The following is a 24,541-nucleotide window of genomic DNA, read 5'->3' as shown; positions in this document are numbered from 1 at the left end:
TATGGATGGCAAAAGAAAAGGAAGTCTTTTTTACTTTGGTGAACGAATCTTACTTGGAACCCAAGGTCTCGTCACAGAACCTCACTCCCACTACGCCGTATCGATTTTAGTTTCCAAAGAATCAGCTTTCCAGTTGGTCACAAAGGAAAAGGAAACCATCGAAACAAAAGGCATCATCATCCCTCCCAATTTTTTCCATCGCTTGGAAGCAAGCCATACAGAAATTGTTGTGATCCAATTGGACCCAAAATCGGAAGAATACAAAAAAATTGAGATGCAAAGCAGTTATGCCTTACTCGACAATCCTTCGATCCAAAGGATCCAAATTTTGGCAGAACCTCTGTTTACAAACTCACTCAATTGCCAAACCGCAAGGAAAGTATATGAAGATATTTTAGAAGTACTTGGTTCGGCAAAAGGAAACAAAGAGTGGGACCAGAGGATCAACCTTGCCATCAAACGAATCAAAGAAACCCTCCCAAATCCGATACGGCTTTCCGATTTATCCAAAGAAACGGGGATTTCAAAAGATCGTTTCATGCATCTTTTCAAAGAGAATATGGGAATCCCACTCCGGCAGTATTTGTTATGGCAAAGGTTACACATCGCAGCAAGGTTACTGCAAAACGGGGAAAATCTAACAACTGCTTCCCATGCGGCAGGGTTTAGTGACCAAGCCCATCTCTCTCGGACATTTAAAAAGATGTTTGGAGTGAAACCCTCCCTATTTTTAGGAGGGTCTCATCTAGCAAATGTTTGTTTTTGTGAAACAAACCCAAACTTGCATTCGTAAAGAAAAAGAAAGTCTTAAGTCGCTAAAATCTAAGCCGTTTTTTGAACGCTAAAGTCTTTCCAAACTCCTTTTTGTTTTAACTCATCATCCACTGCTTTTTTTAAATCCAATCGGTAACCCAATTCAAAGAATACATCGGCTACGACAAAGAGTGGGGCCGATACCAAAGCTTGGAACAAATTGTCAAAAAGGGCTGGCCTACTTTTTTCAAAGACAAAATGACCATAAAATTGAGATCCCCAACCGATCACTTGCCCCAGTCCAAAGATGGTCCATGCTGTTTGGGCAGGGAGTTGTGCCGTGATCCATTCCGCCGTGACAAAAAGCCCACCGAACAGAAGTGTTGCGACAAAAGCAAATACTACGTCCAATGTATAATAGTAACCGAGGACAGCTAATGTAAACACAAGGGATGCGGAAACATTCCATCCATTCCATTCGAACAAAGAAAAACGACTGAGGACAACAAACAAGGTAAAGGTGATTGTGGGTACACCTAAAACATGAATCCATACATTCCGTTTTTCTTGGTGGTAGGCAGAATAAAATGCCATCTCTTTTGCAAATCTCAAGTGGGAACCTCCAGAGTAGGTATCCACTCTACCAAAAAAGGAAAGGATATACTTGAACGAATCTGTCAAAACGGAAAAAATTTCTAATTTCTACCCGAAGAATGGACGAGTTTCCGTAGGGTAAAATTCCTTTGGAAGTCGGAAACAAATTCCTCAATGAGGATGGGAAACCGGTAGGTCCAATTGGAATGATCAGGGGTTCCCGGGTAATTGATGCGGTGTTTTTCTGGATTTTCTAAGAGGTCTGGAACTCCGAGAGCCAAATCCTGAAAGAGTTGGATGCAAAAGATACTTTTGGTTTGGAAAACAAATTCCAAAAGGCCCTCTAAAATTTGGTTTTCTGTCTCTGGCCGTGGTTTTCCCACTCGGTCAAAGAAAAATTGGAGTTTGGATTCCAAGTCCCCTTCGGTTTTCCACCATTCCATCACCAAACTCGTGTCATGTGTCGATAAAACAGAAATTGCATTTTCACGGTATTGGTCTTCCCAAATGAATTCCCCTGTGGTAAAGGATTTAGTCCATCGCACCACATCAATCCCAATCATTTGCCTTTCAAATAATGAATCACGAATGAAACTAGGAACAGAACCCAAATCCTCGGCGCAAGGCAGCATGGTAGAAAAGGATTCAAAAATTTCTAAAATCGCCTCACCTGCCTCCCTCCAATGCCTTTCTTCCTCGGCAATGTGTAGTTGGGAGAGGGGGAATAATTTCGCTTTGGTTTCTTCCGGTAGGGACTGGTAACTTGTTTCTTTCCAAAAGTCCCAATAGAAGATATAGTGATTGGGTTTGAATTCGTGGATGAGACCTATCTCTTCCATGGATTTAGGATCAATTCCTACTTTTAAAAATTCACTGGTTTCAATTCCAAATTGGGGGTGGAACCAACCTTTGAGTGCTGTTTTGTCTTCTTTTGGGATCGCCCATATCCGGTACATACCGATCACATGGTCAATGCGGTAGAGATGGAAAAAATGTTCTAAATACGAAAGACGGTCTTTCCACCAACTGTAATGATTTTTTTGTAAAACTTCCCAATTCAAAACAGGGAATCCCCATGTTTGCCCTGTTTGGGAAAAATGGTCAGGAGGGGCTCCGGCCTGTAAGTCCATTAGAAAATACTCTGGGTGTTCCCAAACATCACAGGAATTACGAGCCGTGAGGATTGGCATGTCACCTTTTAAATAAATCCCTTTATCTTCTAAATGGATTTTAACAGCACTTAACTGGTCATAGGCGATTTTTTGCAAATACACCCAAAACATCGCCTCTTCTCTATTTTTTGTAAAAATATAATCTTTTGCAGTTTGTGGATTTTGGTATTCTATTGGCCATTCCCACCAATTTTTCCCTTCGTACATTTCATATAATACGCGGAACGTCACATAAGAGTAACACCATGGTTGTTTTTCTAAAAACTCCAAAGCCTCTTTTAAGGATTCTTTTTGATGCGATTCAAAGTGAGAACGAATTATTTCTAATTTTAGATTCCGAATGCGATTTGGATGGTTGTGTAAGGTGGCGATTTCTTTTTTACGGGACTGAACATTGAGTCCTAATTTGTATAAAGAGATATAAAGAGGGTCTATCGCAAAAGCCGAGATGGCACTGTAAGGTGAGTATCCGTATCCTGTATCGTTTAAAGGAAGTAATTGGATGATGCTAAAGCCAATGTCTTTTGCCCAATCACATAAGGGGTATAAACTATAAATGTCACCACATTCAAAAGAATGTGTGGAAACAATAGAGGGCAGAGATACAAGTACCCCTGCCCTTCTTTGTTTGACACGAACCAAAGTTCCCAATGCTTTCGATTAAGCCACTGTGATTTCTTTTGATAAGTATACGTCTTGGATGGCGTGAAGTAATGCCACTCCATCTTTCATCGGTTTTTGGAATGCTTTCCTTCCTGAAATGAGACCCATTCCACCAGCACGTTTGTTGATCACAGCTGTTTTCAAAGCATCTTGTAAATCGTTTTCACCAGATGCTCCACCAGAATTGATAAGGCCCGCTCTTCCCATATAACAATTTGCTACTTGGTAACGAGTGAGGTCAATTGGGTGGTCAGAAGTCAAATCCGAGTAAATACGTTTGTCTGTTTTTCCATAAGAAGACTCTTGGTTCAAAACATTGTATCCACCATTATTTTCAGGTAACTTTTGTTTGATGATGTCCGCTTGGATGGTCACACCTAAGTGGTTTGCTTGTCCTGTTAAGTCAGCAGAAACATGGTAGTCTTTGTCTTTTTTGAACGCATTGTTTCTGATATAACACCAAAGGATGGTCGCCATTCCAAGTTCATGTGCCATTTGGAACACTTTTGAAATCTCAACGATCTCACGACCTGCGTCTGCAGACCCAAAATAAATTGTGGCACCGATGGCAACACAACCTTGGTCATACGCTTGTTTCACAGTGGCAAAAAGGATTTGTTCACTTTTGTTTGGGTATGTGAGGAGTTCATTGTGGTTGATCTTTAAAATGAAAGGGATTTTGTGAGCATACTTACGCGCCACAGACCCAAGCACTCCGAGTGTGGTTGCCACACCATTACAGCCACCTTCCATTGCAAGTTTGATGATGTTTTCGCCATCAAAGTAAATCGGGTTTTTGGCAAACGAAGCTCCAGCGGAGTGTTCAATTCCTTGGTCTACTGGAAGGATGGATACATACCCTGTCCCACCGAGTCGGCCATGCCCAAGTAAAGTTTGAATGCTTCTGAGAACAGGGATGGACCTGTCTGTGGGTGCAAAAATTCTGTCTACCCAGTCGCTACCAGGTACGTGAATGAGTTCTTTTGCTATTTTTGGCGATTTGAATCCAAGGAGGGATTCCGCGTCGTTTCCAAGATGTTTCGAGATTTCGTCGAAGTTCAAAGTTGTTCTCCTTAAAAATAAATTCTCGGGTTCCCCCAAGGTGACAACATCTTTTTTTGCTCGTCGTCCTTCCCCTTACCCTTATCTTGTTTTGAGAGGCAAAATTGAGAGGATCTGCACAATTTCGAATGTTTTTTTCCCTGGCATGGCTTTCCCTCACTCTATCCCTTGGAGTCTGGTGGTGGATTTTAGGGTTTCGCCAAGCCAAAACCATTTCTGAAATATCAATCAGCCAGGAAAGGCAATTGGAACTGAATCGTGTGAACCGGATGTTGCAATTGGAAGGATCATTTTTCCTTTTTATGTTAACACTGGGTGGGGTGACATTGGCCGTACTTTCCTACCGAGACCACAAACGTTCCAAACTCATCTCCGATTTTTTTTCAACAGTCACACACGAAATGAAAACACCGATTGCCAGCTTACAGCTGCAAATCGAAGTATTATTAGAAGATACAAAAAATCCAGAACTCAAACGAAAACTTGAAAAAATATGGAAAGAAAACCAAAGGATTGAATCCCAAATGGGCAATGCATTTTACCTTGCAAGCCTCATGCAAGGTGAAGTGTTATATATGGAAAAATTCACCTTACAAGAGTTAAAGGATTCTTATTCCCACCATGAACCAAATTTAATTTGGGAAGTTTCTGTTCCCCTTCATAAAAAAGTGTATTTAGACAAAAAAGCTTTTTTTGCCATGTTAAAAAATCTTACCGATAATGCCAGACGACACGGAAAAGCAAATTCAATCAAACTTCACATCTTCCAAGAAAAAAACCAAATTTGTTTTTTACTCGAAGACAATGGATCCGGTTTTACTGGTAACAAAAAACAATTAACCCTTCCTTTCCTCCGCCATTCGAAGACCAGTGGGAGTGGGATCGGACTTTATATTGTGAAAAAATTAATCGAAAAGATGAAAGGGAAATTAGAATTTCCTCATTCGGCAAATGGTTTCCAAGTCAAAATGAGTCTACACGAGGTCGCATGAAACCTAGAATTTTACTTGTGGAAGATGATGAAGGTCTTGGGGAGACATTAAAAGAACGATTGGAACAAGACAAATACCGAGTGAAGTGGGCAAAATCGGTAGCAGAAGCTAAAGACTTATACAAACCAAATGCATTTGATTTGGTGGTTCTCGACTTACGCCTGCCAGATGGAAATGGATTTGATCTCGCCGAAATGATTGTCTCAAAAGAAAAGGACCTTCCCTTTTTGTTCCTAACGGCACAGGCTGGGGCACAAGAAAGACTCCGCGGATTTGAATTGGGTGCTGCTGAATTTATCCCCAAACCCTTCCATTTGAAAGAATTCCTCATCCGTTTGGAACGAGTGGTTTCCCTCACCCGCCCTCACTACGGTCAAAAATGGAAAATGGAATCAAAAGAAATCCATTTGGATTCCTTCCTCGTGAAAGACGAAACGGGTCATACCACCCTACTTTCCAAACGAGATTGTTCCCTGCTTGCTTTACTCCTAAGCGACCCCGAAAAAGTATTCAGCCGTTCGGAAATCCTCGACTTCATCGTGGGGGAAGACAGTTTCCCGACGGAACGAACCATCGACAATGCCATTGTAAGGCTTCGGGACGCACTCGGGGAAGATTCCATCCGAAATGTAAGGGGTGTTGGTTACCAATGGATGGCCCCCCTGCAACCTTTAGAATAACGACATCTTCCTTATGGAAAATGGAAATTCCTCCGATACTTGGAAGGATGAAACAAGGCACTCCCATTTTATTATTTTTACTCCTTACCTTGTTTTCCGTATCCCTTAGGGCTTGGGAAACGGACATCGATTACAATTATGAATACGAAAAAAATGGCCCTTATACTAAATTTTCCGATTGGGTTCCTTATAAATTACACAAATGGGAACCTAAATACCTAGAAGATTTTTATGAATTGTACAATTTAAAACAACATTACAATGACAACGAACTTCGTAAAAATATCTATTGGTTAAAAATTGCCTTAAACAAACGTTTTAGACATCCAAAACACGCGTTATGTGAAACAAAAACCGAACAAGCTTACTACAAATACCGCAATCTGATGTTTATGCATATCAATATCCAAATCATGCGCTCGTATATGCGGCTCGCCTCAAAATTTGACAAACGGCATGTATATTTTTACAACCTAGACTTTGCCCACGAATTAAAAGAAAGTTTTGGGGTCGCAGAAAGTTTTTACAAAGAAGCCATTCCCTATTGGGAAAAAGCCAAAGAATATGCTGACAAAGCGAATGAAGTCCCTGTGGATTTGGACCTAGGCACCATTGAAACGGAACGGTATGAAATCGTAACAGGGAAATTGGATTTTGGTCATATCATTGAAACCCATTTGGATCGATTGGAAGGCAAACAAAAAATTGTCGCAGAGTATTTAGCGAAGTATCCGGAAGCCGATGCCAAAGCCCTGGATTTAATCGACCGCCAAAATTAAAATCCAAGTTTTCATTTAAAAAACTGCGAACGCAGGTTGAAATTAAAATTCTAAAAACAAAACAGCAATATCATCATGGATGATCCGATCTTTTTCTACAAGGCAATTGGCGATCATTTTTTTGATCAGACTATCAGTGTCTTCTGCAAGCGAAATCATTTCAGATAACTCTTGTAAAAAGACATCGAGACCAATGTAACCGCCGGACTCTTCTTCCAATTCATAGATTCCATCGGAATACAATAATAGGCGGTCTCCTGGTTCAAATGTCCTTTCGATGTTTTTCCCATTCCAATCATCCAATAGTAAAATCGGATACATTTCATCTTTCACAAATTTCATCACTCTGTTGTTTTCATTCCAAAACACAACAGGAGGATGGCCTGCAAAACTAAAGGCAATCCGACGTTCCAATGGATAAATTCGTAACACCAGGGCCGATATATGGTGTTTGAAGATGATGGTTTTTAATTCCTTGTGCATGGCATTCAAAATTGCCGCGGGGGAACTTTCTTGTTGTGAATGTTTTTTAAACGATACAGCAGCAATCCCAGAAACCAGTGCTGAGGAAATTCCATGACCTGAAATATCTCCAAAAAAGATATCAATGCAATCAGATGTTGGTTTTTCATATAAAATCAAATCCCCACCGATTTCATCATACGGCAAAAATCTTGATTCTATTTTTAAGTTGGGAATGACCCCAAAATCTTTTGCGACCCAAGCCTCTTGTGTCATCTTGGCAAGTGCCATGTCTTCTTTTACATCAGAATAAAACCTTTGTAAGATTTTTTCTTTTTTCATCAGTTTGATTTCATTTTTAGCTCGGACCAATCCTTGTGAAACAAAACCAGCCACAAGACCTAACATTTGTTTGGTTTCATCTGTCCAGTTGCCTAAATTCAGGTAGGTGGTCACTCCAAGGATTCCGATGAGGTTCCCTTCATCTCGTAATCCAATCACCAGAATGGACCGAACTTCTGCGGATTTAAAAAGTTGTAAGTGCCAAGGTTCATCATGCAATGCAGTAGTATCCGGGATATAAATCACACCATCTCCGGCAAGCACACCCAACCGTTCAGGATTCATTTTCGCAATGGAAAGTTTCGTTCCTACTTCAAATAAAGAAGGAGCACCACCAAACAACGATTCATGGCTCACTGATAAAAATTGTTTATCAGAAGAAATCTCGGCAACAAAAACACGATCTGCCTTTGCATACTTTCCTAGTTCCTCTAAGGCAAACTGTATGGCATCCGATACAAATTCCGCTTTTGTATGCACAAACATTTTGGAGATCTCAGTGACGATTTGGGAAAATTGAAGTAAACCGGAAAGTTTTGTCTCCGACTCTTTGATATTTGAAATTTCAATCTGTTGTCCCCAGATGCGGATGAGGTGGCCATCAACCACCTGTCCATGGGTATTGAGTAAGAATACCTTGGGAAGGATGGAGTTTTGTTGTTTGTATTCAAAGTCTTCTAAGAGATAGGAGTTTTCGATGAATTTACGGAGGAGGTATACACTTTCAAGACTTACGATGTCTTTTACAAACTTTCCACTTACCTCTTCCAGTTTGCTATAACCATACAATTTGACCATTGCCAAATTACATTCTTTCACAACAGAATGATTCCAAATGTATTCCATTTGTTCCTCTGTGGAAAGTGAGATGGGCATTGGAACGTCCAATTCATAACACCAAATGGCGTCTTTGGACAAATGGATGAAACTCTCTAAGTGTTGGAATCGACCAAAATCGGGTTTACGAGAGCTCATCTTCCTTCTACAGTTTCTGGGATCAGGATGATTGCCACAAAAAAAACATAAATTACAAGGAATTTAGATTTTTCCCAAATTTGTTCAAAAAAAATCCGGATTCCATTGACCGAATCAACGGCATTTTCTAAAATACTCGGGATTGCAGGCGGCTTAGATTGAGTGTTATTTGCCCAAATTTATAGCATTTATTCTTTTAAATCAGCATTTCGCGTTGTTCCTAGGCACTATTTTCAAAACAATATGCTTAGAAACTCCACGAAACCCTTATATTTCGGTCGAAATGCCTTGGTATAAATCTTGCATTTAAAATGGTAACAGATTACAACAATCAGACCGACCTCTGAACGAAGGAGAATCAAATGCAGTTCGCAACCCCAAAATTTACTTCCGGAAAGGAAGTGGTTGAGTATGCCAAAAAAAATGGAGTCCTTTTCTATGACTTCCGATTTACGGATATCAAAGGAATGTGGCACCACGTTTCGTATTATGTGAATTCCGTAAATGAAGATACATTCAAAGGAATTCCTTTTGATGGATCTTCGATTGCTCGTTGGCAGCCAATCAATGCTTCCGATATGCAATTACATCCAGAAATTTCTACGGCGTTTTTAGATCCGTTCACTGCCGACAAAACACTCGTTATGTTTTGTGACGTTTGGGACATCTATAAAAACCAATACTATGACAAATGCCCTAGGTCCATTGCGAAAAAGGCATTAGAATTCATGAACAAATCAGGCATTGCAGACACTGCATACTTTGGCCCTGAAAATGAATTTTTTGTTTTTGATAGTTTAAAAGTTCGTGATGAAATCAACTGCCAATACTATGAATTGGACTCAAACGAAGGGATTTGGAACACACACTCAGAAATCCCTGGTTCCAATAACACAGGTAAAATCAACTTCAACTCAGGTCACCGTCCTGGAACAAAAGGTGGTTACTTCCCAGTGGCACCAATTGACTCACAAGTGGACCTACGTGCTGAATTTGTAAAAACTTTGGAAGCGATCGGAATGGAAACATTTGTGGTCCACCACGAAGTTGCCCAAGCGCAAGGGGAAATCGGAGTAAAATTCGGAACCCTCATTGAAGCTGCTGATAACGTTCAAAAGTTAAAGTACATCGTAAAGATGGTAGCTCATAAACACGGAAAAACTGCTACTTTTATGCCAAAACCACTTTTTGGTGATAATGGTAACGGTATGCACGTTCATATTTCTCTTTGGAAAGGTGGAAAAAACCTTTTTGCTGGAGACAAATACCAAGGATTGTCTGACTTCGCATTCAACTACGTTGGTGGAGTCTTAAAATATGCAAGAGCTTGTGCAGCATTTACAAATGCATCCACTAACTCTTACAAACGACTCATTCCTGGATTTGAAGCACCTTCAATTTTAGCATACTCTGCACAAAACCGTTCTGCTTCTTGCCGTATTCCTTTTGTTAGCGGAGAAAAAGCAAAACGTGTGGAATTCCGATTCCCAGACTCAACAGCTAACCCATATTTGGCGTTTGCTTCGCTTCTAATGGCTGGTATGGCTGGAGTAACTGAAAAAATTGATCCAGGTCCTGCACGTGAAGAAGATTTATTTGAACTTTCATTGGATGAAATCCGTGAAAAAGGAATCCGCCAAATGCCTCACACTCTTCGTGAAGCAATGGAAGAGATGCTCGCTCAAAGAGAGATCTTCAAACAAGGAGATGTGTTTACAGAAAACTTCCTGCAAACATACCAACACTATAAGTTTGAAACAGAAATTTGGCCATGGGAAGGTCGCCCTCACCCATACGAATTCCTCACTACTTACTCTTGCTAAGAGAAAAGGCCCCGGCAACCGTCGGGGCTTTTTTTTGTTTACCATTCCCCAACCATTCAAAAAATGACTAAAAGAACTAAAGATTTGGTTCTACCAAACGATCTAAGGTAATAGGGCGAGGTAGCTCAGATGGTTAGAGCACAGGATTCATAACCCTGAGGTCACGGGTTCGACTCCCGTCTTCGCTACCAAAGATCGAGAGGACAAGGTATGAAACATACAAACCGATTGTTTTCCATCCTGGTTCTGGTGTTATTCACTGGATCCATCCAAGCAGCAGATTTTCCTAAGTGTAAAGAAGCTTGTGATAAGTTTTACAATTGCACGGTTCAAGTGAATCCAAATGCATCAGAAGAACAAAAAAACACACTCCGCAAAGGGTGTGAGTTCAATTGCAATCGTCCCAAATACTACAATAAAATCTCTGGTTGTTTGTCGAGCGGCGATTCTTGTAAGGCATTCTCCACTTGCATCGTTCGGGAAATGCAAGCAAACAAATAATACCAACCAAGCATTCGCTTTCAAACTAACGTAAAGTAAAAAACCTAAGACAAACGTCTTAGGTTTTTTTTTGTTTCTCCAGGAAAAACGGAAAGAGAAGCCAACTTCCCACTTCCCTTCCTTTGTGTTCGGTAACTTTAGTTTTCTGTTCCCGTTTTTTGCGAAATTTGTTTGGAGAACGACTTCGCTTCATCGAGTCGTAAGGAGAGGATTTTGGAAATCCCAGGTTCCTCATTTGTGACTCCAAAGATTGCATTGGCCCTTGAGATCGTTGACTGTGCGTGTGAGACCACAATGAACTGGGTTTTGTCTTTGAAGCGGTCGAGGATTTGGCAAAAACGAAGTTTGTTAGCTTCATCCAAGGCTGCATCAATTTCATCTAAGAAACAGAATGGACTTGGTTTCACCATGTAGATTGCAAAGAGGAGTGCAATCGCCGTTAATGACTTTTCCCCACCAGATAACAAACGTAAGTTTTGAACATGTTTGCCTGGTGGTTCCGCCATAATTTCCACCCCAGAATTGAGTGAGTCTTCTTTTTCTGTGAGTTCAAGAGTCGCACGGCCTCCATTGAATAAAGTAGAAAAGGTTTCCTGGAAGTTCTCTTTGATTTTTTCAAAAGTCATTTGGAAAAGTTTTTCTGACTCTTCATTGATTCGTTTTAAAACTTCTTCAATGTCCTTTTTGGAGCTTTCGATGTCTTGTTTTTGTTTTTGGTTGTGTTCGTAAATTTCTTTGATATTGCGATACTCTTCAATCGCAAGTGGGTTGATGGAACCTAGGAGTTGGATTTCAGACTTGGCAGAGCGTAACCTTCTTTCTTCCGCCTTTTGGTCGAGTTCTAAGCCCCCTCGTTCTGTTTCGAGTTCGGAATCCGTTAAAGAATAATCGTTGTACAATTCTTCGACAAGGGAATCAATTTGTACTTTCAAAGCGGAACTCGTTCTTTCTTTTTCTGATAGTAATGGCAGAAGGTTTTGGAACACTTCTTGGTTTTTGGAGATATTGGATTTGATGCCAGAAATTTCTTCCACGAGCGATTGCAAGGTTTCTTTTTCCGATTCTAAAATACGGCTCATGGAAAGGAATTCTTGGTAGGCTTCTTCGATTTCTTTTTCTAAAACCTCAACTTCCTTTTCCAAAGTTTCCTTTTTCTCACGAATCACCGATTCCTGTTCTTTGGCACCACTAATCCGCAATTGGATCTCACCAATTCGTTCATCGAGGACAGCGACTTCCTTTTGTTGGTTTTCCAAACGAGAATTGGATTCTAGGAGTTTTTTCTCTAACTCCACAATATGGGTACGTGTTTCTTCCCAATGGTTTCTGTAGAGGATGATATTACTTTGGTTGTCCCGAATCCCCCGAGTGAGGTTTTCGTTTTCCAAAATGATGTCTTCAATCTCTTGGTCGATGGATTCTTTTTTGGATAAAATTCCATCTTTATCAAAGAGTAAATTGCGGAAGTCATCTTCCTTTTTCAAAAAGGCGTTGAGTTTTTCCGAATATAAATCCATTCGGATCTCTTGCAAAGACTCTTTTGTTTCCAACAGTTTGGAATTTTCTAAGAAGGAAAGTGCAGATTGTAACTTGGTTTGGAATCCTTCTGCCATGGAAACGAGTTCATTTTTATTTTGGTTTCGGAGTTCCTCACCTTCTTTGGATTCTCGTTTTTTATTTTCCAATTCTTGGATGAGTTCGAGGATTACCGTTTTTTGTTTTTCGCGAAGGGTGATGTGGCGTTTCTCATTTTCTCCAATGCGAACTTCTTTTTCCTCAATGGATTTTTCCTCTTCTTTGATGGATAGTTCCAAAGAAACACGTTTGGATTCTAAGCCTGTGATTTCGTCTTGGAGGGTGGATTGGATTTCCCTTTGGCGTTCGTTTTCAAGTTCGATTGCCTTTTTTTCCACTTCGAGTTTGATTGTGGCTTGGTTTTCCAATTCTAAGGAAGAAAGGATTTCACCGATTCGTAACTCATACTCTTGGATAAAGGTTTTGTTTTTTGCGATTTTTTCTTTTTGGATTTGGCTTTTGGAAAGGTGATCAAATAATTTTTTATCGATCTCTGCAATTTCCCTTTCTTTTGCTTCCTTTGTGGTTTCTTTTTCGGAAATCAAATTGGTTTCGTTTTGGATGAGAGATAAAATGGATTTGTTTTTTTCTCGGATTTCGAGCAGTTCTTCATCCGATTTTTTCATCCTTCGTTTGAAGTCTCTCAACTTCAGGTAACGTAAGTTTTTATCGGATTCATCTAAATCAGATTTGAGTTTGAAGTATTGTTCTGCTTTTTCAGATTGTTTTTCCTTAACTTCCAAATCCTTTTGCATGGAACTCATGATGTCATGGATACGAAGTAGGTTTTGGTTTGTGTCTTCAAGTTTTTTGTTGGCTTCTTTGCGATCGAGTTTGAAACGACTCACACCAGCTGCTTCTTCAAAAATGGCCCTTCTTTCTTCTGGTTTGGAATTGAGGATTTGGTCCACACGACCTTGTTCCAAAATGCTATAACTGGATTTACCAATCCCTGTATCGAGTAAGGTTTTTTCGATGTCCTTTCTTGTAGTACGGATGTCATTGAGGTAGTATTCGTTTTCCCCATCAGGGTAAAGCCTACGAGTGATTTTGACGGATGGAAAATCGATATTAAAAAAACGGTCATCATTATCAAATAAAATGGATACTTCAGAAAACCCAGCGGCTCGCCTACTCTCTGTTCCGTGGAAAATGACATCGTCCATCTTTTCCCCACGAAGACCCTTGGCACTTTTTTCACCAAAAACCCATTTTACGGAATCGACAATATTTGATTTTCCGGAACCATTAGGTCCTACGACAGCAGTAAACCCAGGATCAAAATTGATCTCGGTCTCATCTGCAAATGTTTTGAATCCAACAATGTTTAGGCTTTTTAAATGCATATCTGTTTTGCCGTTTGATTTCCCTGTTTCCCAGTTGACAGTCCTTGAGAGACATAAGAAAAAACCTTAGATAGTATTATGTCCCAAATGATCGATCCGATTTCCAGTGAAATTTTTGAACGGAAGCCCTACTTACAAAATTATTTCAAAAACTTCTCCTCTGAAAATCGTTGGGAGTTGTTACCGGCCAAGAAAACAGGGGAGTATTATGTCTCATTAGATGGAAACCCACTCTCTTCTTCTTTCTCCCCCCTAACACAAGGACAGCGACTCGTAGATTCCTATTCTTTAAAACCAACTGATGTTGTAATCCTTCTCGGGCTTGGAAACCCTCACCTCCTCTCTCTCGTGAGTGAGGCTTTGGCTCCAGGGCAAATCCTCATCCTTATCGGAGAAGATGAAACTCTAATCCCTGTTTTGTGGGACCAGTTTCTAAAACCCATTTTAAAAATCCCTGGCCGCCATCTTTTTAGTGGAGAACTTTTTTTTCCTTTATTTTTTAATTACCTAGAATCACTTCCCATCGAAAGGGTGAGTGGCCTTAAGGTCATTCGTAACCCAACAGATACAAATAGAAACCCGATCTACAAAGAATTAGAAGAGAAAACACAAAACGTATTTTCAGCCAAGATGAGTGACCTACTCACCAAGTTTGAATTTGAAAGGTTATGGATTAAAAATAGTATCTTCAACTTAGTCCATGCGGAAAAAAAGCCACCTGTAAAGGTGCCCATTTCTCTTTTACGAGACAAATTCCAAGGACTTACCGCCGTACTGGTGTCAGCTGGACCTAGCTTACGAAAAAACCTTTCTTGGTTACAGGAAGTTCGTGACAAGGTATTTGTTTTTTCTTGTGATACTTCATTAAAAGTTCTTATCAAAGCGGGGATCAGAGCGGATGGAGTGGTGACTCTTGATGCCCAAACCAATTCCTTTTTTCATTTTATGGGCGAGTCCCTGGAAAATATCCCTCTCTTTGCTGACCTCGTGAGTTCACCCACCCTCCTCCGTGAACCCATGTTCCAATCTGTGGTGCACTCCGTCACAGCAAAATACCAAGTGGATGCAGAAGGTTCACTCGTTCGAGAAGTGACTGCTGGTGGGGAACTCGCCGAACAAGTGTTTCCTGATGTAGGCGACATCCAATCGGGGGGATCTGTGGCAACCACTGCCTTTGATATGTTACGGTTTATGGGATTTGGTACGGTTTATTTCCTCGGCCAGGACCTAGCCTATTCTGGCAGGGAGATCCATTCCACAGGTACCCATCATAATGAAAAATGGTTAACCCTAGTGAACCGAAAGAATAGCCTCGAACGTACCAATGAAGTGATCATTCGCAAACGAGAAACTCGTTTTGTTCCTTCTGCCAGTGGCAAAACAGTCCTCACCGATTATGTTCTCGATTTGTACAGGCACTGGTTTGAAGAATCGGCGACCAGTGTACAAAATATGTTTTTGTGGAATGTGAACGAAGACGGAGCAGAAATCAATGGTATCCCCTCTTTGTCTCCTTCGGCCGCCAAAGAGAAGTTAAATTCTGTAAAGGAACACAACTACCCTTGGCGAGAGTTAGCCATTTGGTCAGGGGAAAACAGAAATCAAAACAAAACCGAAAAACAAAAGGGAAATCTTGGAATTGGGAAGAAAGACGAGTTGGACCTTCTCATACAGAATGGAAGCGAAAGGCTCTTCCAGAAAATCAAAACTGACCTTTCCTTTATCGAATCAAAATTAAATGATTTTGAGGGAGTGGGAATTATGGATGGGAAAGAGGAAACGAAAGAAAACCCTCTCTCGTTCCAAGATTCTGAGATTTGGCTTTGGATGCAAAGTGAATCCTATTTACGAAGGCTTGTCCGAAAAACAGAAATTTATTTGTTACGCCATAAGGATTTAGACAGAGTTCGAAAAAACCAAATTTTACTCCAATCCATCCGAAAGGAAATCCGTTACTTAAAACGTAGCCTTTACCCGATGATGGATTCATTCCCTGAAAAAGGGTGAAACACCGAATTGTCTTCAAATTCAGGAAAATAATCAAAAAATAATTTTTGTGATACCACTCGGTAGGCAAAGGGATTTTTTTCCGCATAACCTTCCGTATGTGGCAATGCAGGCAATTGGTGGAAATTGATCCTTTCTTCAAAGTTGATAAAATCACGCCTTGTCAGCTCTGGCCTTAGTTCCAAAACTGTTTCTTTTAATAAATTCCAATCCAGTTTGAAACTCATCCTTGCTCCGCGAAACGCTGGAGAACGTTCTAGTAAATTCACAATCCGTTTCACTGGGCAGTCCATATGGGAATATTTCGTGAGATACACTTTCACATACCTTGCCGCAAGGCCAACAGGTTCCCAAACAAACTCAGATTCGATCTTTTGTTCTTCTTCTTTTTTGATTTCTCCAAGCACTAAGTGGAGTTCAGGGATCGAAAGTTTCCCTGTCATGATAAGGGTGGATTCTTCCATTCCAAACTCACCATAATACAACCATTTATAAAAGTCTTGGATCTCGGCTTCGGGATGGTCTTCTACAAATTTGGTGATGAGAAAAAGTTTTTCCTTTTGGGAGAGTGTGGATTCTTTTTCATTTTGCATTTTCGGAAGCTCTCAGTTCTTTTCCTGAAACGAGACGTTTGATGTTTTCTCGATGTGAATAGGTGATGAGAAAAAAAGTGGCAACTAACACAAAAAAGATGATGGGTTGGTAATCGGCACTTGGTAAAACGATTGAAGATCCAAAGTACCAAAGAGGCATGGAAAGAGTCGCAAGGATGGACCCAAGGGAAACAAATCCGGAGATTTTGTACACGATAAAAAAGATCACGATCGCACAAACGGTGACAATGGGCACAAGGGTCATGTAGACGCCAAGGGCAGTCGCCACACCTTTGCCCCCTTTGAAATGGAGGAAGGGTGTAAAGGTATGCCCAAGGATGGCAACCGAACCAAGTAGGATTTCCGTTGTGGTGAGAGAATAAGGAGAATCAATGTAGGAGGCAGAGATCACAGGGATGGCACCTTTAAGGGCATCGAGGAGAAGGGCTACAAATCCATACTTCCAACCAATCACTCGTCCCACGTTTGTGGCACCGATATTACGGCTTCCGTATTCGCGGATGTCGATCCCACGCACTTGTTTGGCGAGGATGAACCCCACCGGTATGCCACCAAAAAGGTAGCTGAATAGGATTGCGGCAAGAATCATTCCCTGCCCTCCTTTCCTTCGTTTCGGTTCTGGAGTTCGATCTCAACGGCGAGGCCGTCCAGTCCAAATTCCTTTACAATACTCTTTCGGTAGAAACTCAAAATATTTGAGGGAAAGAGTTTTGTGTCGTTCACGAAGAACAATATTTTAAAAGGGATCTGCGAGACCTGGGTGGCGTAATACACCTTCGGAGGTCGGTTCGATGCCTTCTGTACCTTATTTTTTCCCCCCCACTTGCTTAACCAGTCATTTAATTGGCGGGTCGTTAGCTTTTTTTGGGACTTTTCAAAGAGGGAAACCACAGATTCCAGGAGTTTGTGTGTGCGGAGTTTCTCTTTGGCGGAAAGCGAAAGGAGTGGCCGCTCTTTTAGGATGGAAAGTTTTGCCTCCATGCGGTCTTTGTAGTCCTTCCAGGAATTGGATTCTTTTTCCGGAACCAGATCCCATTTGTTCACCGCCACAATCATGGGTTTTCCCAGTTCCTGGATTTCTCCAAAAATCTTTTTGTCAAATTCTCCAAGCCCTTTCATGGCATCCACAAGTAGGACCACAACGTCTGCCTCACCCAAACTATGGAGGGTTCGTTTGTAAGAATAAAACTCCAAACTCTCACCTGTTTTCGATTTCCTTCGGATCCCCGCTGTATCGATGATTTCCAATTTATGGTTTTGGAAGTAAAACTGATCCGATACTGAATCCCTTGTGGTGCCAGGAACATCACTTACCACCGCACGTTTGTAACCAAGGAAAGTATTCAGAAGCGACGACTTACCAGAGTTAGGTTTACCAATGATGGCAATTTTACAATACGGATCCTCTTGGGTTTTGATTCTATCGGGTAAGAAAAAGTTGATCTTTTGGTAGAGCAGGTCAAAATTCCTACGGCCAAGTGCCGAGATGGGAAGCAGTTCGTTTAACCCCAATTTATAAAAAGGTTCTAAATCATACTCATCTTGTTCTGTATCCACTTTGTTGATGAGCGTGAGGACATTTTTTTCTTTTAGGACTTCATCTTTTTTAAAAAGATCAATGAGTTTGTGATCATACTTTCGTAAGTCTTTATGATCAATCACATGTAAGATCAGATCCGAATGGCGTAGGTGTTCAAAGGCAATCTCAATGATTTCCTTTGAAATTTCGTCTATGTTTTCAATGTCAAGACCTGGAGTGTCGGACAAAGTGAACGGTATTTTGAATTCAGCTCGTTCTACTGTTTTTTGTAACACATCCCGGGTCACACCCGCTGTGTTTTCTGTAATGGCACTTTGTGCCCGGAGAATGGCGTTAAATAATGTGGATTTCCCCACATTTTGTCTACCAACAATGGTGACCACTGGAAGTCCCTTCATTTGCGTAAGTGTTCCTTCATGGCTCTTTCCATATCGATTTTGGCTTCCTTCTTTTGGATATCATCTCGTTTGTCGTATAATTTTTTTGGTTTGGCTAAGGCGACATCAATCTTCACCAAACGATTGTTCTTAAAGAAACAACGAGTGGCAACAAGCACAAGCCCTTTCTCTTTGATGGAACGATCTATTTTTTCAATTTCTTTGGCTTTGAGTAGGAGTTTCCTTGGGCGAATTTCAGGATGGTTCGCATAACCCCCGTTCTTGTATGGAGGGATTTGGAAATTTTCCAAAAATACTTCCCCATTTCTCACTTTCGCAAAACAATCAGTCAGGTTTCCTTTTTTTTCTCGTAGGGATTTCACCTCAGAACCTGTGAGTACAACCCCCGCTTCAAACGAATCCAGTAGTTCGAAATTGAACTTTGCCTTTTTATTGATTAAAGGATCCGTTCCTCGTGGTTTATCGTCTTTTTTTGTTTTGCCCATCTTGGTTACTGTCTTAAGGAATGGTGGATTTGCACGAGTCTTGCAATTTCTGCCCCAATCAAATTCGGCATCGAATAAAAATTATCAGCCGTGATTTGGAGTGAATCGTGGAAAACATGTTCGGCAATGTAACGCGAACCAAGTCCCACCCCTAAAAATACATAATTTTTCTCTTCGTTTTTCAGTACAGCTTCTTTCATCTTTCTTGTATCAAAAGAAGCAAGTTCATCTTCGATATAGGTTTTTGCCCTCTGGCCTCGGAAGTCCGAGAGGATGACGATGATTTTCGTTTGGGCGTCAGGGGAAAAGTAACGCTCACAATTGGAAAGGACTTGGTATTCAGGGATGCTATCCCCTTGCCAATTTTTACAAAGTGCGTTAAATACCTCTTCTTCCTTCTCGGCCGTGTAGTCCTCTTCCGCAGATTTGAGATGGAAGATGTCAACTGTGTCTTTTGAATTTTTGATATCACAAAACGTATGAACACTTGTTTTGATATCATGTTCGTTTAGGATGTGCAAACTCACAAGGAGAGCGGACAACATCGCAATCGAATATTCAAAGTTAAAGATCCTTCTGCATTTTGAAACAAGGAATGTGACCTCAACCCCTTTCAGTTTTTCATCATTTTTTTCGATCGTCGTTTTATCAAAAATTTTGGTATCACCCCTTCCACTTTTGTAAGAGATGTATTTCCGTGCATCCACCCTAGAGCCTTCGTTTTTGTACATCCGGTGGATGTCAATTTCAGGATCAAAGAGTTGTTCTAAGTTCAGTTCCACTTCTTCCAGTTCTTTTCCAAACACGGATTTAAATTCAGTGAGTCCTACCATGATGGAATAGTCCCAAAGCAGACGGCGTTTTTTTAGGAATTGTTTGTAGAGTTCTTCGGTTCGGTAGCCCCAAGCGCCACCTCCACCTTGGGGTTCCCCTTGGCCTTGGTTCCCTTGGGTGTCTTGCCCATACCAAGCATCAGGACCTTCTTTGGTTCCTCCACCAGTTTCGGGAGTATTGATTTCAATCCCACGCCTTGTTTCTTCACCAGAGTTTAATTTTTTGGCAACACCGGTGAGTGGGTCCCGTTTATGGAGATCTGGGTCCCACCAATTTTTACGATTTAATCCTGACTCAGTGGTAAATGTTTTTTTTTTCTCTTCGATTTCCTCGAAGAGTGTTGAGACCACTTCCACACCAGATAAGTAACCTTCTAACAGGCGTTCTAATTCCTTTCTTTCTTTGGGGTCTGCGATTTGGTTTGTATAATAAATCTTTCCCCCACGGATGGCAATGTCTTTTACGTCTGTTTGGTTGTAACGGTAGATATGGTTTTTCCACTTGAGAAGGTTAGCGATCCCAAAACGGTATGGCATCAGGTTTGCCGAACCAATCGTACGTTTTTCCGAAAGTTCCTTCGCCTTGAGATGAAAACGTGCAAGGGAACGAGGTAAAACTCCTTCTGGCAAAAAGAATTCTAAAATCTCTTCTAACACTTTTACATCTTCGAGTTCTGGAAATAAAATCGGTGTAAAACGGTTACGGAAGGCACGAGAGATCGTAGTCACTGACTTGGATGCACGAAACGACTTCATACCAAACACAACAGAAGTATCAGTGAGTTTGATCGGAAGGTATTCCCCTGACTCTGGCGGGAGAGTGAGGGAACGAGCATCGTCTGTTAACATATTCATCTTTTCAACAAGTTCCGCACCAGCCGATTCAAGCCCTGAAATGAGGATGATATTCCCTTTGCGGATCGCACGTGTGAGTGGGCCGTCAACCCAAGTAACACTTTCGATATTCCCTTCTTCTGTTGGTTTTAAGGCACCCACCACATCCGATGTGTGCATCCCTTTGGATAACATCACAGATTCAATTGTTATCCCTGTGAGTTCCGTAAAAAGAGGTAAAAATTCTTGGGGGTCTTGGTCTTCTCTGTATTCGATGAGGATATTTTCTTTGGCTTGGATGGCAGTGAAGACTTGGTCGAGAAAATGTAGGATAGGTTCTGGGGTTGGGTATTGGGAAAGCAGGGAAATCGTTTTTTTCTCGTCCCAAGTTTTGATTTCTTTGTCATTCCAGAAAATGGTAGAACTTTGGACATACCCTTTGGTCGGAACCAGTTTGACTGCACCACCAAACTCTGATTCAATGAGCTCTCGTTGTTTTTCTTTGTCTTCTTTTTTGCGGAATGGCTCCTCAAAGAGATACAAAGCTTCTCTTACCGAAACCGTTTTGTCTTTTGCACCAAACAATACCAAACGATTACAATACTTTTGAAGGGTTCGCAAATTAAAATGGTATTTTTCTAAATCCCCTTTTCCAATCTCACCTGACTTAATTCGTTTTTCGGATTCTAAACTGATGCAGATGATTTGTTGTAACACTTCTTCCGAAAGCATTGGATATAGTTTTTTTAAGATAAAAAACATCTCATCAGGTGAATACGGATCCACATAAACAACAGCAAAATGTTTGGTGATATCGAACGGCAAAGGTTTACGACCTTCAAACCCTTCACTTGGGTTTTGGGTTCCGATGAACCAAAATCCAGTTTTCCCTTTCACTCGTTCCCCACTTCCTTCCAAAAGGTCGAGGTAATTGGATTCGTAAACAGAAGAAAATCGTTTGATGATATTTGGTGCACAAAGGTTCATTTCATCGGCAACAAAACTAAGTCCCTCTGACAAAGCATTCGTGAGTGGGCCATTCGACCAAGTGAATCCTTTCCCATCGAGTAAGATGCGGTACGATCCAATCAAATCTTCAGGGAGAGTGTCTTCATTAAAACTGAACCGAAGGGTAGGTTGTTTTCGTAGAGAATTGATATAATAAATAAGAGCGTTTTTTCCGACACCCGCATCACCCACGAGGAGGACAGGCATCCCTTCGAGCATCGGGTAGAGGATTTTTTGTAAGGTGTTTTTCACCGAGTCAGTCTCAACAAGGCTCGATGGGAAAACGGGAAATTTTTCTGAATGCGGAAGGACAGGCACTTTCACGCCGGCGATGGTTACAAATTCCATATCCTTCAGATTTCTACTCATTTGTAGGTTGTAAACCAAATTCTATTGACCCGTACCTGCCCCAAAAACCATGATGATTCCATGGAATTTGCCAATAGAATGAGTGGGATCGACTCCTCTCCCATCCGAAAAGCCTTTGAACTTGCACGTAGCATCCAAAACCCAATCAATTTGAGTATCGGCCAACCCCACTTCCCTTGCCCACCTAACATCATTGAAGCGATGAATAGGGCAGCCATCGAAGGCAAAACTTCTTACACACTCACGGCAGGGATTCCTGAATTAAAATCGGCAATGGCAGAAAAGTACAGAACCCAAAACCATATGCAGTATGCCCATGAAGACAGAATCCTTGTGACTTCTGGGATTTCTTCCGCTCTTTTTTTACTGTTTAATGCCCTTGTGAATGAAGGTGACGAATGCCTTGTTATCTCTCCTTATTTTTTGATGTACCCTGCCATGTTAAAGTTTTATGGAGGGAAAGTGGTTCCCCTTTCCGAAAACTTTGAAGCCAAAGATTTGGAAACATTGAAACATAAAAAATTCAAACTTATCATTTTTTCCAATCCTTCGAACCCTACAGGAAAGGTTTTATCAAAAGAACAACTGCGTGCCCTTGCCAATTTCGCAGAAAACACAGGAGCCTACCTCATCAGTGATGAAATTTATGAACTCTTCGATTATGATGGAAAGTTTTTTTCCATTGGGAGTGAATATGAAAAAACGATCACACTGACTGGTTTTTCGAAAACCTATAATATGACAGGCCTTAGGCTTGCCACTATCCTTGCCGAAGACAAAGTCATCAAAGCACTCACCACCTTACAGCAGTATACTGTTGTTTGTGCACCATCCATCACACAATGGGCAGGAATCGAAGCTTTAAAAACAGATATGACTGCATACATCCAGGACTACAAAGAAAAACGGGATTTTGTATATGAATCTTTAAAAGACTACTACCCCATCCAAAAATCAGGTGGAGCATTTTATGCGTTTTTCCAAGTCCCTTGTGAGGATGAAGAATTCATCAAACGTGCGGTAAAAAAAGACCTTATTCTTGTCCCTGGGTTTATCTTCTGTGATGCAAAAAATTATGTAAGGCTTTCATTTGCTACCGAATGGGAAACACTGAAACGTGGGATGAAGGCCCTACAGGAACTTTCGAAAGAAAGTGAAACAAATCAAAACTAACAATGGAAAACTGTTTAGGTAGATAACAAGAGAGAATGGACGAAACGAATTGGTTATCCCTCTGGAGCCTTTCGGCCTATGGAATTCTATTTTTTTTTGGAGCAAGCCTTGCTAGTTTTTATACCACACTTGGCGATAGGATTTTGTTTTACTGTTACGAGAGAGGCCGTAAAGAATTCCAAGGGTTAAAACGATGGAAGGTTATTTTTTCCAAACCGAGCCACTGCCCAAGTTGCCAAACTGCGATCACAAAACAACATTTAGTTCCTATTTTCGGTTGGTTTCTCACTAAAGGAAAGTGTAACCAATGTAGAGTGGAGATTCCAAAGTTGTATCCATTGACAGAATTTTTATTTGGACTCATTGCCATCTTCGTTTTTTTTATTTCGGAATCACTGCCTGGGACATTTTGCCTCTTGTTTTTCTTTGGCCACCTTCTCATTGCAATGTTTACCGATGCAAAAAAACTTTCCTTGGATTATGAAAACCTACCCTTCCTCCTTGGATTTGGGTTTTTATCCAATTATTTTTTATTTGAAGAATCCATTGGCCTCATCCACCTCTATGTGTATTTGGGTTTTTTAGTCTTCTATCTTTCCATTTACTTTTTGTTTCGTGGGGGGACAGGTCTTGGTGACGTCCTCTTCTCTCCTACTTTCGCAGCCATTGCTGGAAATCCATTTTGGATGGTGTATTTCAATTCCTCTTATTTACTTGCCGTTGGTTTTAGTTTTTTACTCCGGAAACAAGGGGAATCTCTCAAAGGAAAAAAAGTCCCGATGGGGCTCTATTTTTCAATCGGAATCTTTTTTACTTTTTTTTTCAAACTCATCGTCCACTATTATGAATGGGAGGGATTTTTAGATTATGGAAACATTGAATGATTTGGCCCATATGCGAAACAGTTACGAACGTTCTGTACTTTCAGAACAAACTGCTGGATCAGACCCATTGGCACTGTTTTCAATTTGGTTTTCCGAAGCCAAAGAAGAAAATGAGTTGGAACCAAATGCCATGAGCCTTGCGACTGTCAATCAAGATGGACAACCAAGCGTACGAATTGTACTCCTAAAAGGCCTTATCCGAAACGAATTCCAATTTTTTACCAATTACAATTCCCACAAAGGAAACGATCTGTTGGTAAATCCCAAAGTAGCCCTAACGTTTTTTTGGCCCAAATTAGAACGCCAAATTCGCATTGAAGGGACAGTTTCCAAGATTTCAAGGGAAGAGTCAGAGGCCTATTTTAAAATCCGCCCGAGAGAATCTCAAATTGGAGCCCTTACATCAAACCAAAGTTCGGTGGTATCATCTAGAGAAGAATTGGAATCCAAATTCCAATCCCTTTCCAAAGAATGGGAAGGGAAAGAAATCCCTATGCCCGAGTATTGGGGTGGGTATTCGGTTTGTCCGAACAAAATCGAGTTTTGGCAAGGGCGTGTGGGAAGATTACATGATCGGATTGTATTTGAAAGGAGAAACTCTAGTTGGGAAAGGACAAGGTTATCACCTTAGTTCATTTCGTTCCGATACAATTTCTGAAATCGAAACATCGAAATTC

At 40.9% G+C, this 24,541-nt stretch carries 20 protein-coding genes and 1 tRNA gene; 11 read left to right on the top strand and 10 right to left on the bottom strand.

The features are described 5' to 3' along the window. The first annotated feature begins 1 nt into the window (after position 1). Entirely contained in the window at positions 2-793 is a 792-nt protein-coding gene (locus tag EHQ62_RS06150) for a helix-turn-helix transcriptional regulator (RefSeq protein ID WP_135641315.1), read from the top strand. A gap of 29 nt (positions 794-822) precedes the next feature. Here the strand turns inward: EHQ62_RS06150 and EHQ62_RS06145 are convergent, their stop codons facing one another. The 3 genes from EHQ62_RS06145 to EHQ62_RS06135 form a co-directional block, all read right to left on the bottom strand. Further along, complete coding sequence (locus tag EHQ62_RS06145) at positions 823-1,365, bottom strand: Mpo1 family 2-hydroxy fatty acid dioxygenase (RefSeq protein WP_135641314.1); 543 nt, start codon at positions 1,363-1,365, stop codon at positions 823-825. Between the two features lie 83 nt (positions 1,366-1,448). Then, a complete protein-coding gene (locus EHQ62_RS06140; protein WP_135641313.1) occupies positions 1,449-3,170 on the bottom strand; it encodes a 4-alpha-glucanotransferase in 1,722 nt (573 codons plus the stop codon). Positions 3,171-3,179: 9 nt separating this feature from the next. Further along, the gene (locus tag EHQ62_RS06135; RefSeq protein WP_135636627.1) at positions 3,180-4,244 is read right to left on the bottom strand and encodes a class I fructose-bisphosphate aldolase; all 1,065 of its coding nucleotides are present in this window, start codon (positions 4,242-4,244) and stop codon (positions 3,180-3,182) included. A 128-nt stretch (positions 4,245-4,372) separates the two neighbouring features. Here EHQ62_RS06135 and EHQ62_RS06130 point away from each other — a divergent pair, with 128 nt between their 5' ends. Genes EHQ62_RS06130 through EHQ62_RS06120 form a run of 3 tightly spaced genes read left to right on the top strand, consistent with a single transcriptional unit; the run spans position 4,373 to position 6,695 of the window. Then, a complete protein-coding gene (locus EHQ62_RS06130; RefSeq protein WP_135641312.1) occupies positions 4,373-5,236 on the top strand; it encodes a sensor histidine kinase in 864 nt (287 codons plus the stop codon). Next, the gene (locus EHQ62_RS06125) at positions 5,233-5,916 is read left to right on the top strand and encodes a response regulator transcription factor (protein WP_135641311.1); all 684 of its coding nucleotides are present in this window, start codon (positions 5,233-5,235) and stop codon (positions 5,914-5,916) included. The genes EHQ62_RS06130 and EHQ62_RS06125 overlap by 4 nt, the downstream gene beginning before the upstream one ends. Positions 5,917-5,963: 47 nt before the next feature. Next, complete coding sequence (locus EHQ62_RS06120; protein WP_135641447.1) at positions 5,964-6,695, top strand: hypothetical protein; 732 nt, start codon at positions 5,964-5,966, stop codon at positions 6,693-6,695. 42 nt (positions 6,696-6,737) lie between these two features. Here the strand turns inward: EHQ62_RS06120 and EHQ62_RS06115 are convergent, their stop codons facing one another. Next, positions 6,738-8,474 (bottom strand): PP2C family protein-serine/threonine phosphatase, encoded by a 1,737-nt coding sequence (locus EHQ62_RS06115; RefSeq protein WP_135641310.1) that lies wholly within the window; start codon positions 8,472-8,474, stop codon positions 6,738-6,740. Between the two features lie 362 nt (positions 8,475-8,836). Here EHQ62_RS06115 and glnA point away from each other — a divergent pair, with 362 nt between their 5' ends. The 3 genes from glnA to EHQ62_RS06100 all read left to right on the top strand — a co-directional run bounded on the left by glnA (position 8,837) and on the right by EHQ62_RS06100 (position 10,798). Beyond that, on the top strand, positions 8,837-10,297 hold the full coding sequence (gene glnA / locus EHQ62_RS06110; RefSeq protein ID WP_135641309.1) for a type I glutamate--ammonia ligase: 1,461 nt from the start codon (positions 8,837-8,839) through the stop codon (positions 10,295-10,297). A 114-nt stretch (positions 10,298-10,411) separates the two neighbouring features. Continuing rightward, positions 10,412-10,488, top strand: a tRNA-Met gene (locus EHQ62_RS06105). Between the two features lie 19 nt (positions 10,489-10,507). Continuing rightward, complete coding sequence (locus EHQ62_RS06100; protein ID WP_135641308.1) at positions 10,508-10,798, top strand: Cys-rich protein; 291 nt, start codon at positions 10,508-10,510, stop codon at positions 10,796-10,798. A gap of 137 nt (positions 10,799-10,935) precedes the next feature. On the opposite strand, the gene EHQ62_RS06095 is transcribed toward EHQ62_RS06100, so the two are convergent. Continuing rightward, positions 10,936-13,719, bottom strand: a complete 2,784-nt coding sequence (locus tag EHQ62_RS06095) for a chromosome segregation SMC family protein (RefSeq protein ID WP_135641307.1) — start codon at positions 13,717-13,719, stop codon at positions 10,936-10,938. A 78-nt stretch (positions 13,720-13,797) separates the two neighbouring features. On the opposite strand from EHQ62_RS06095, the gene EHQ62_RS06090 reads away from it, so the two are divergent. Then, positions 13,798-15,726 (top strand): motility associated factor glycosyltransferase family protein, encoded by a 1,929-nt coding sequence (locus tag EHQ62_RS06090; protein WP_135641306.1) that lies wholly within the window; start codon positions 13,798-13,800, stop codon positions 15,724-15,726. Here EHQ62_RS06090 and EHQ62_RS06085 read toward each other — a convergent pair. The 5 genes from EHQ62_RS06085 to EHQ62_RS06065 are packed head-to-tail and all read right to left on the bottom strand — an operon-like array spanning position 15,690 to position 21,786. Continuing rightward, on the bottom strand, positions 15,690-16,319 hold the full coding sequence (locus EHQ62_RS06085) for a hypothetical protein (RefSeq protein ID WP_135641305.1): 630 nt from the start codon (positions 16,317-16,319) through the stop codon (positions 15,690-15,692). The two genes, EHQ62_RS06090 and EHQ62_RS06085, sit on opposite strands and share 37 nt — an antisense overlap. Next, entirely contained in the window at positions 16,309-16,929 is a 621-nt protein-coding gene (gene plsY, locus EHQ62_RS06080; protein WP_135641304.1) for a glycerol-3-phosphate 1-O-acyltransferase PlsY, read from the bottom strand. Before plsY ends, EHQ62_RS06085 begins: the two co-directional genes overlap by 11 nt. Continuing rightward, entirely contained in the window at positions 16,926-18,278 is a 1,353-nt protein-coding gene (gene der / locus EHQ62_RS06075) for a ribosome biogenesis GTPase Der (protein ID WP_135641303.1), read from the bottom strand. Before der ends, plsY begins: the two co-directional genes overlap by 4 nt. Next, entirely contained in the window at positions 18,275-18,763 is a 489-nt protein-coding gene (smpB, locus tag EHQ62_RS06070) for an SsrA-binding protein SmpB (protein ID WP_002974168.1), read from the bottom strand. The genes der and smpB overlap by 4 nt, the downstream gene beginning before the upstream one ends. 5 nt (positions 18,764-18,768) lie before the next feature. Then, entirely contained in the window at positions 18,769-21,786 is a 3,018-nt protein-coding gene (locus EHQ62_RS06065) for an AAA family ATPase (RefSeq protein WP_135641302.1), read from the bottom strand. An 81-nt stretch (positions 21,787-21,867) separates the two neighbouring features. Between EHQ62_RS06065 and EHQ62_RS06060 the strand changes: the two genes are divergently transcribed. The 3 genes from EHQ62_RS06060 to pdxH are packed head-to-tail and all read left to right on the top strand — an operon-like array spanning position 21,868 to position 24,495. Then, positions 21,868-22,980, top strand: a complete 1,113-nt coding sequence (locus EHQ62_RS06060; protein ID WP_208720629.1) for a pyridoxal phosphate-dependent aminotransferase — start codon at positions 21,868-21,870, stop codon at positions 22,978-22,980. A gap of 35 nt (positions 22,981-23,015) precedes the next feature. Next, positions 23,016-23,864, top strand: coding sequence for a prepilin peptidase (locus EHQ62_RS06055; RefSeq protein WP_135641300.1), 849 nt, complete (start codon positions 23,016-23,018; stop codon positions 23,862-23,864). Then, the gene (pdxH, locus tag EHQ62_RS06050) at positions 23,857-24,495 is read left to right on the top strand and encodes a pyridoxamine 5'-phosphate oxidase (protein ID WP_208720638.1); all 639 of its coding nucleotides are present in this window, start codon (positions 23,857-23,859) and stop codon (positions 24,493-24,495) included. Before EHQ62_RS06055 ends, pdxH begins: the two co-directional genes overlap by 8 nt. Positions 24,496-24,541: the final 46 nt, after the last annotated feature.

It is taken from the genome of Leptospira jelokensis, from assembly GCF_004769635.1.
GTDB classification, from domain to species: Bacteria; Spirochaetota; Leptospiria; order Leptospirales; family Leptospiraceae; genus Leptospira_A; species Leptospira_A jelokensis.
Note: the sequence above shows the minus strand (reverse complement) of the source record. Positions and strands in the feature narration are given on the sequence as shown.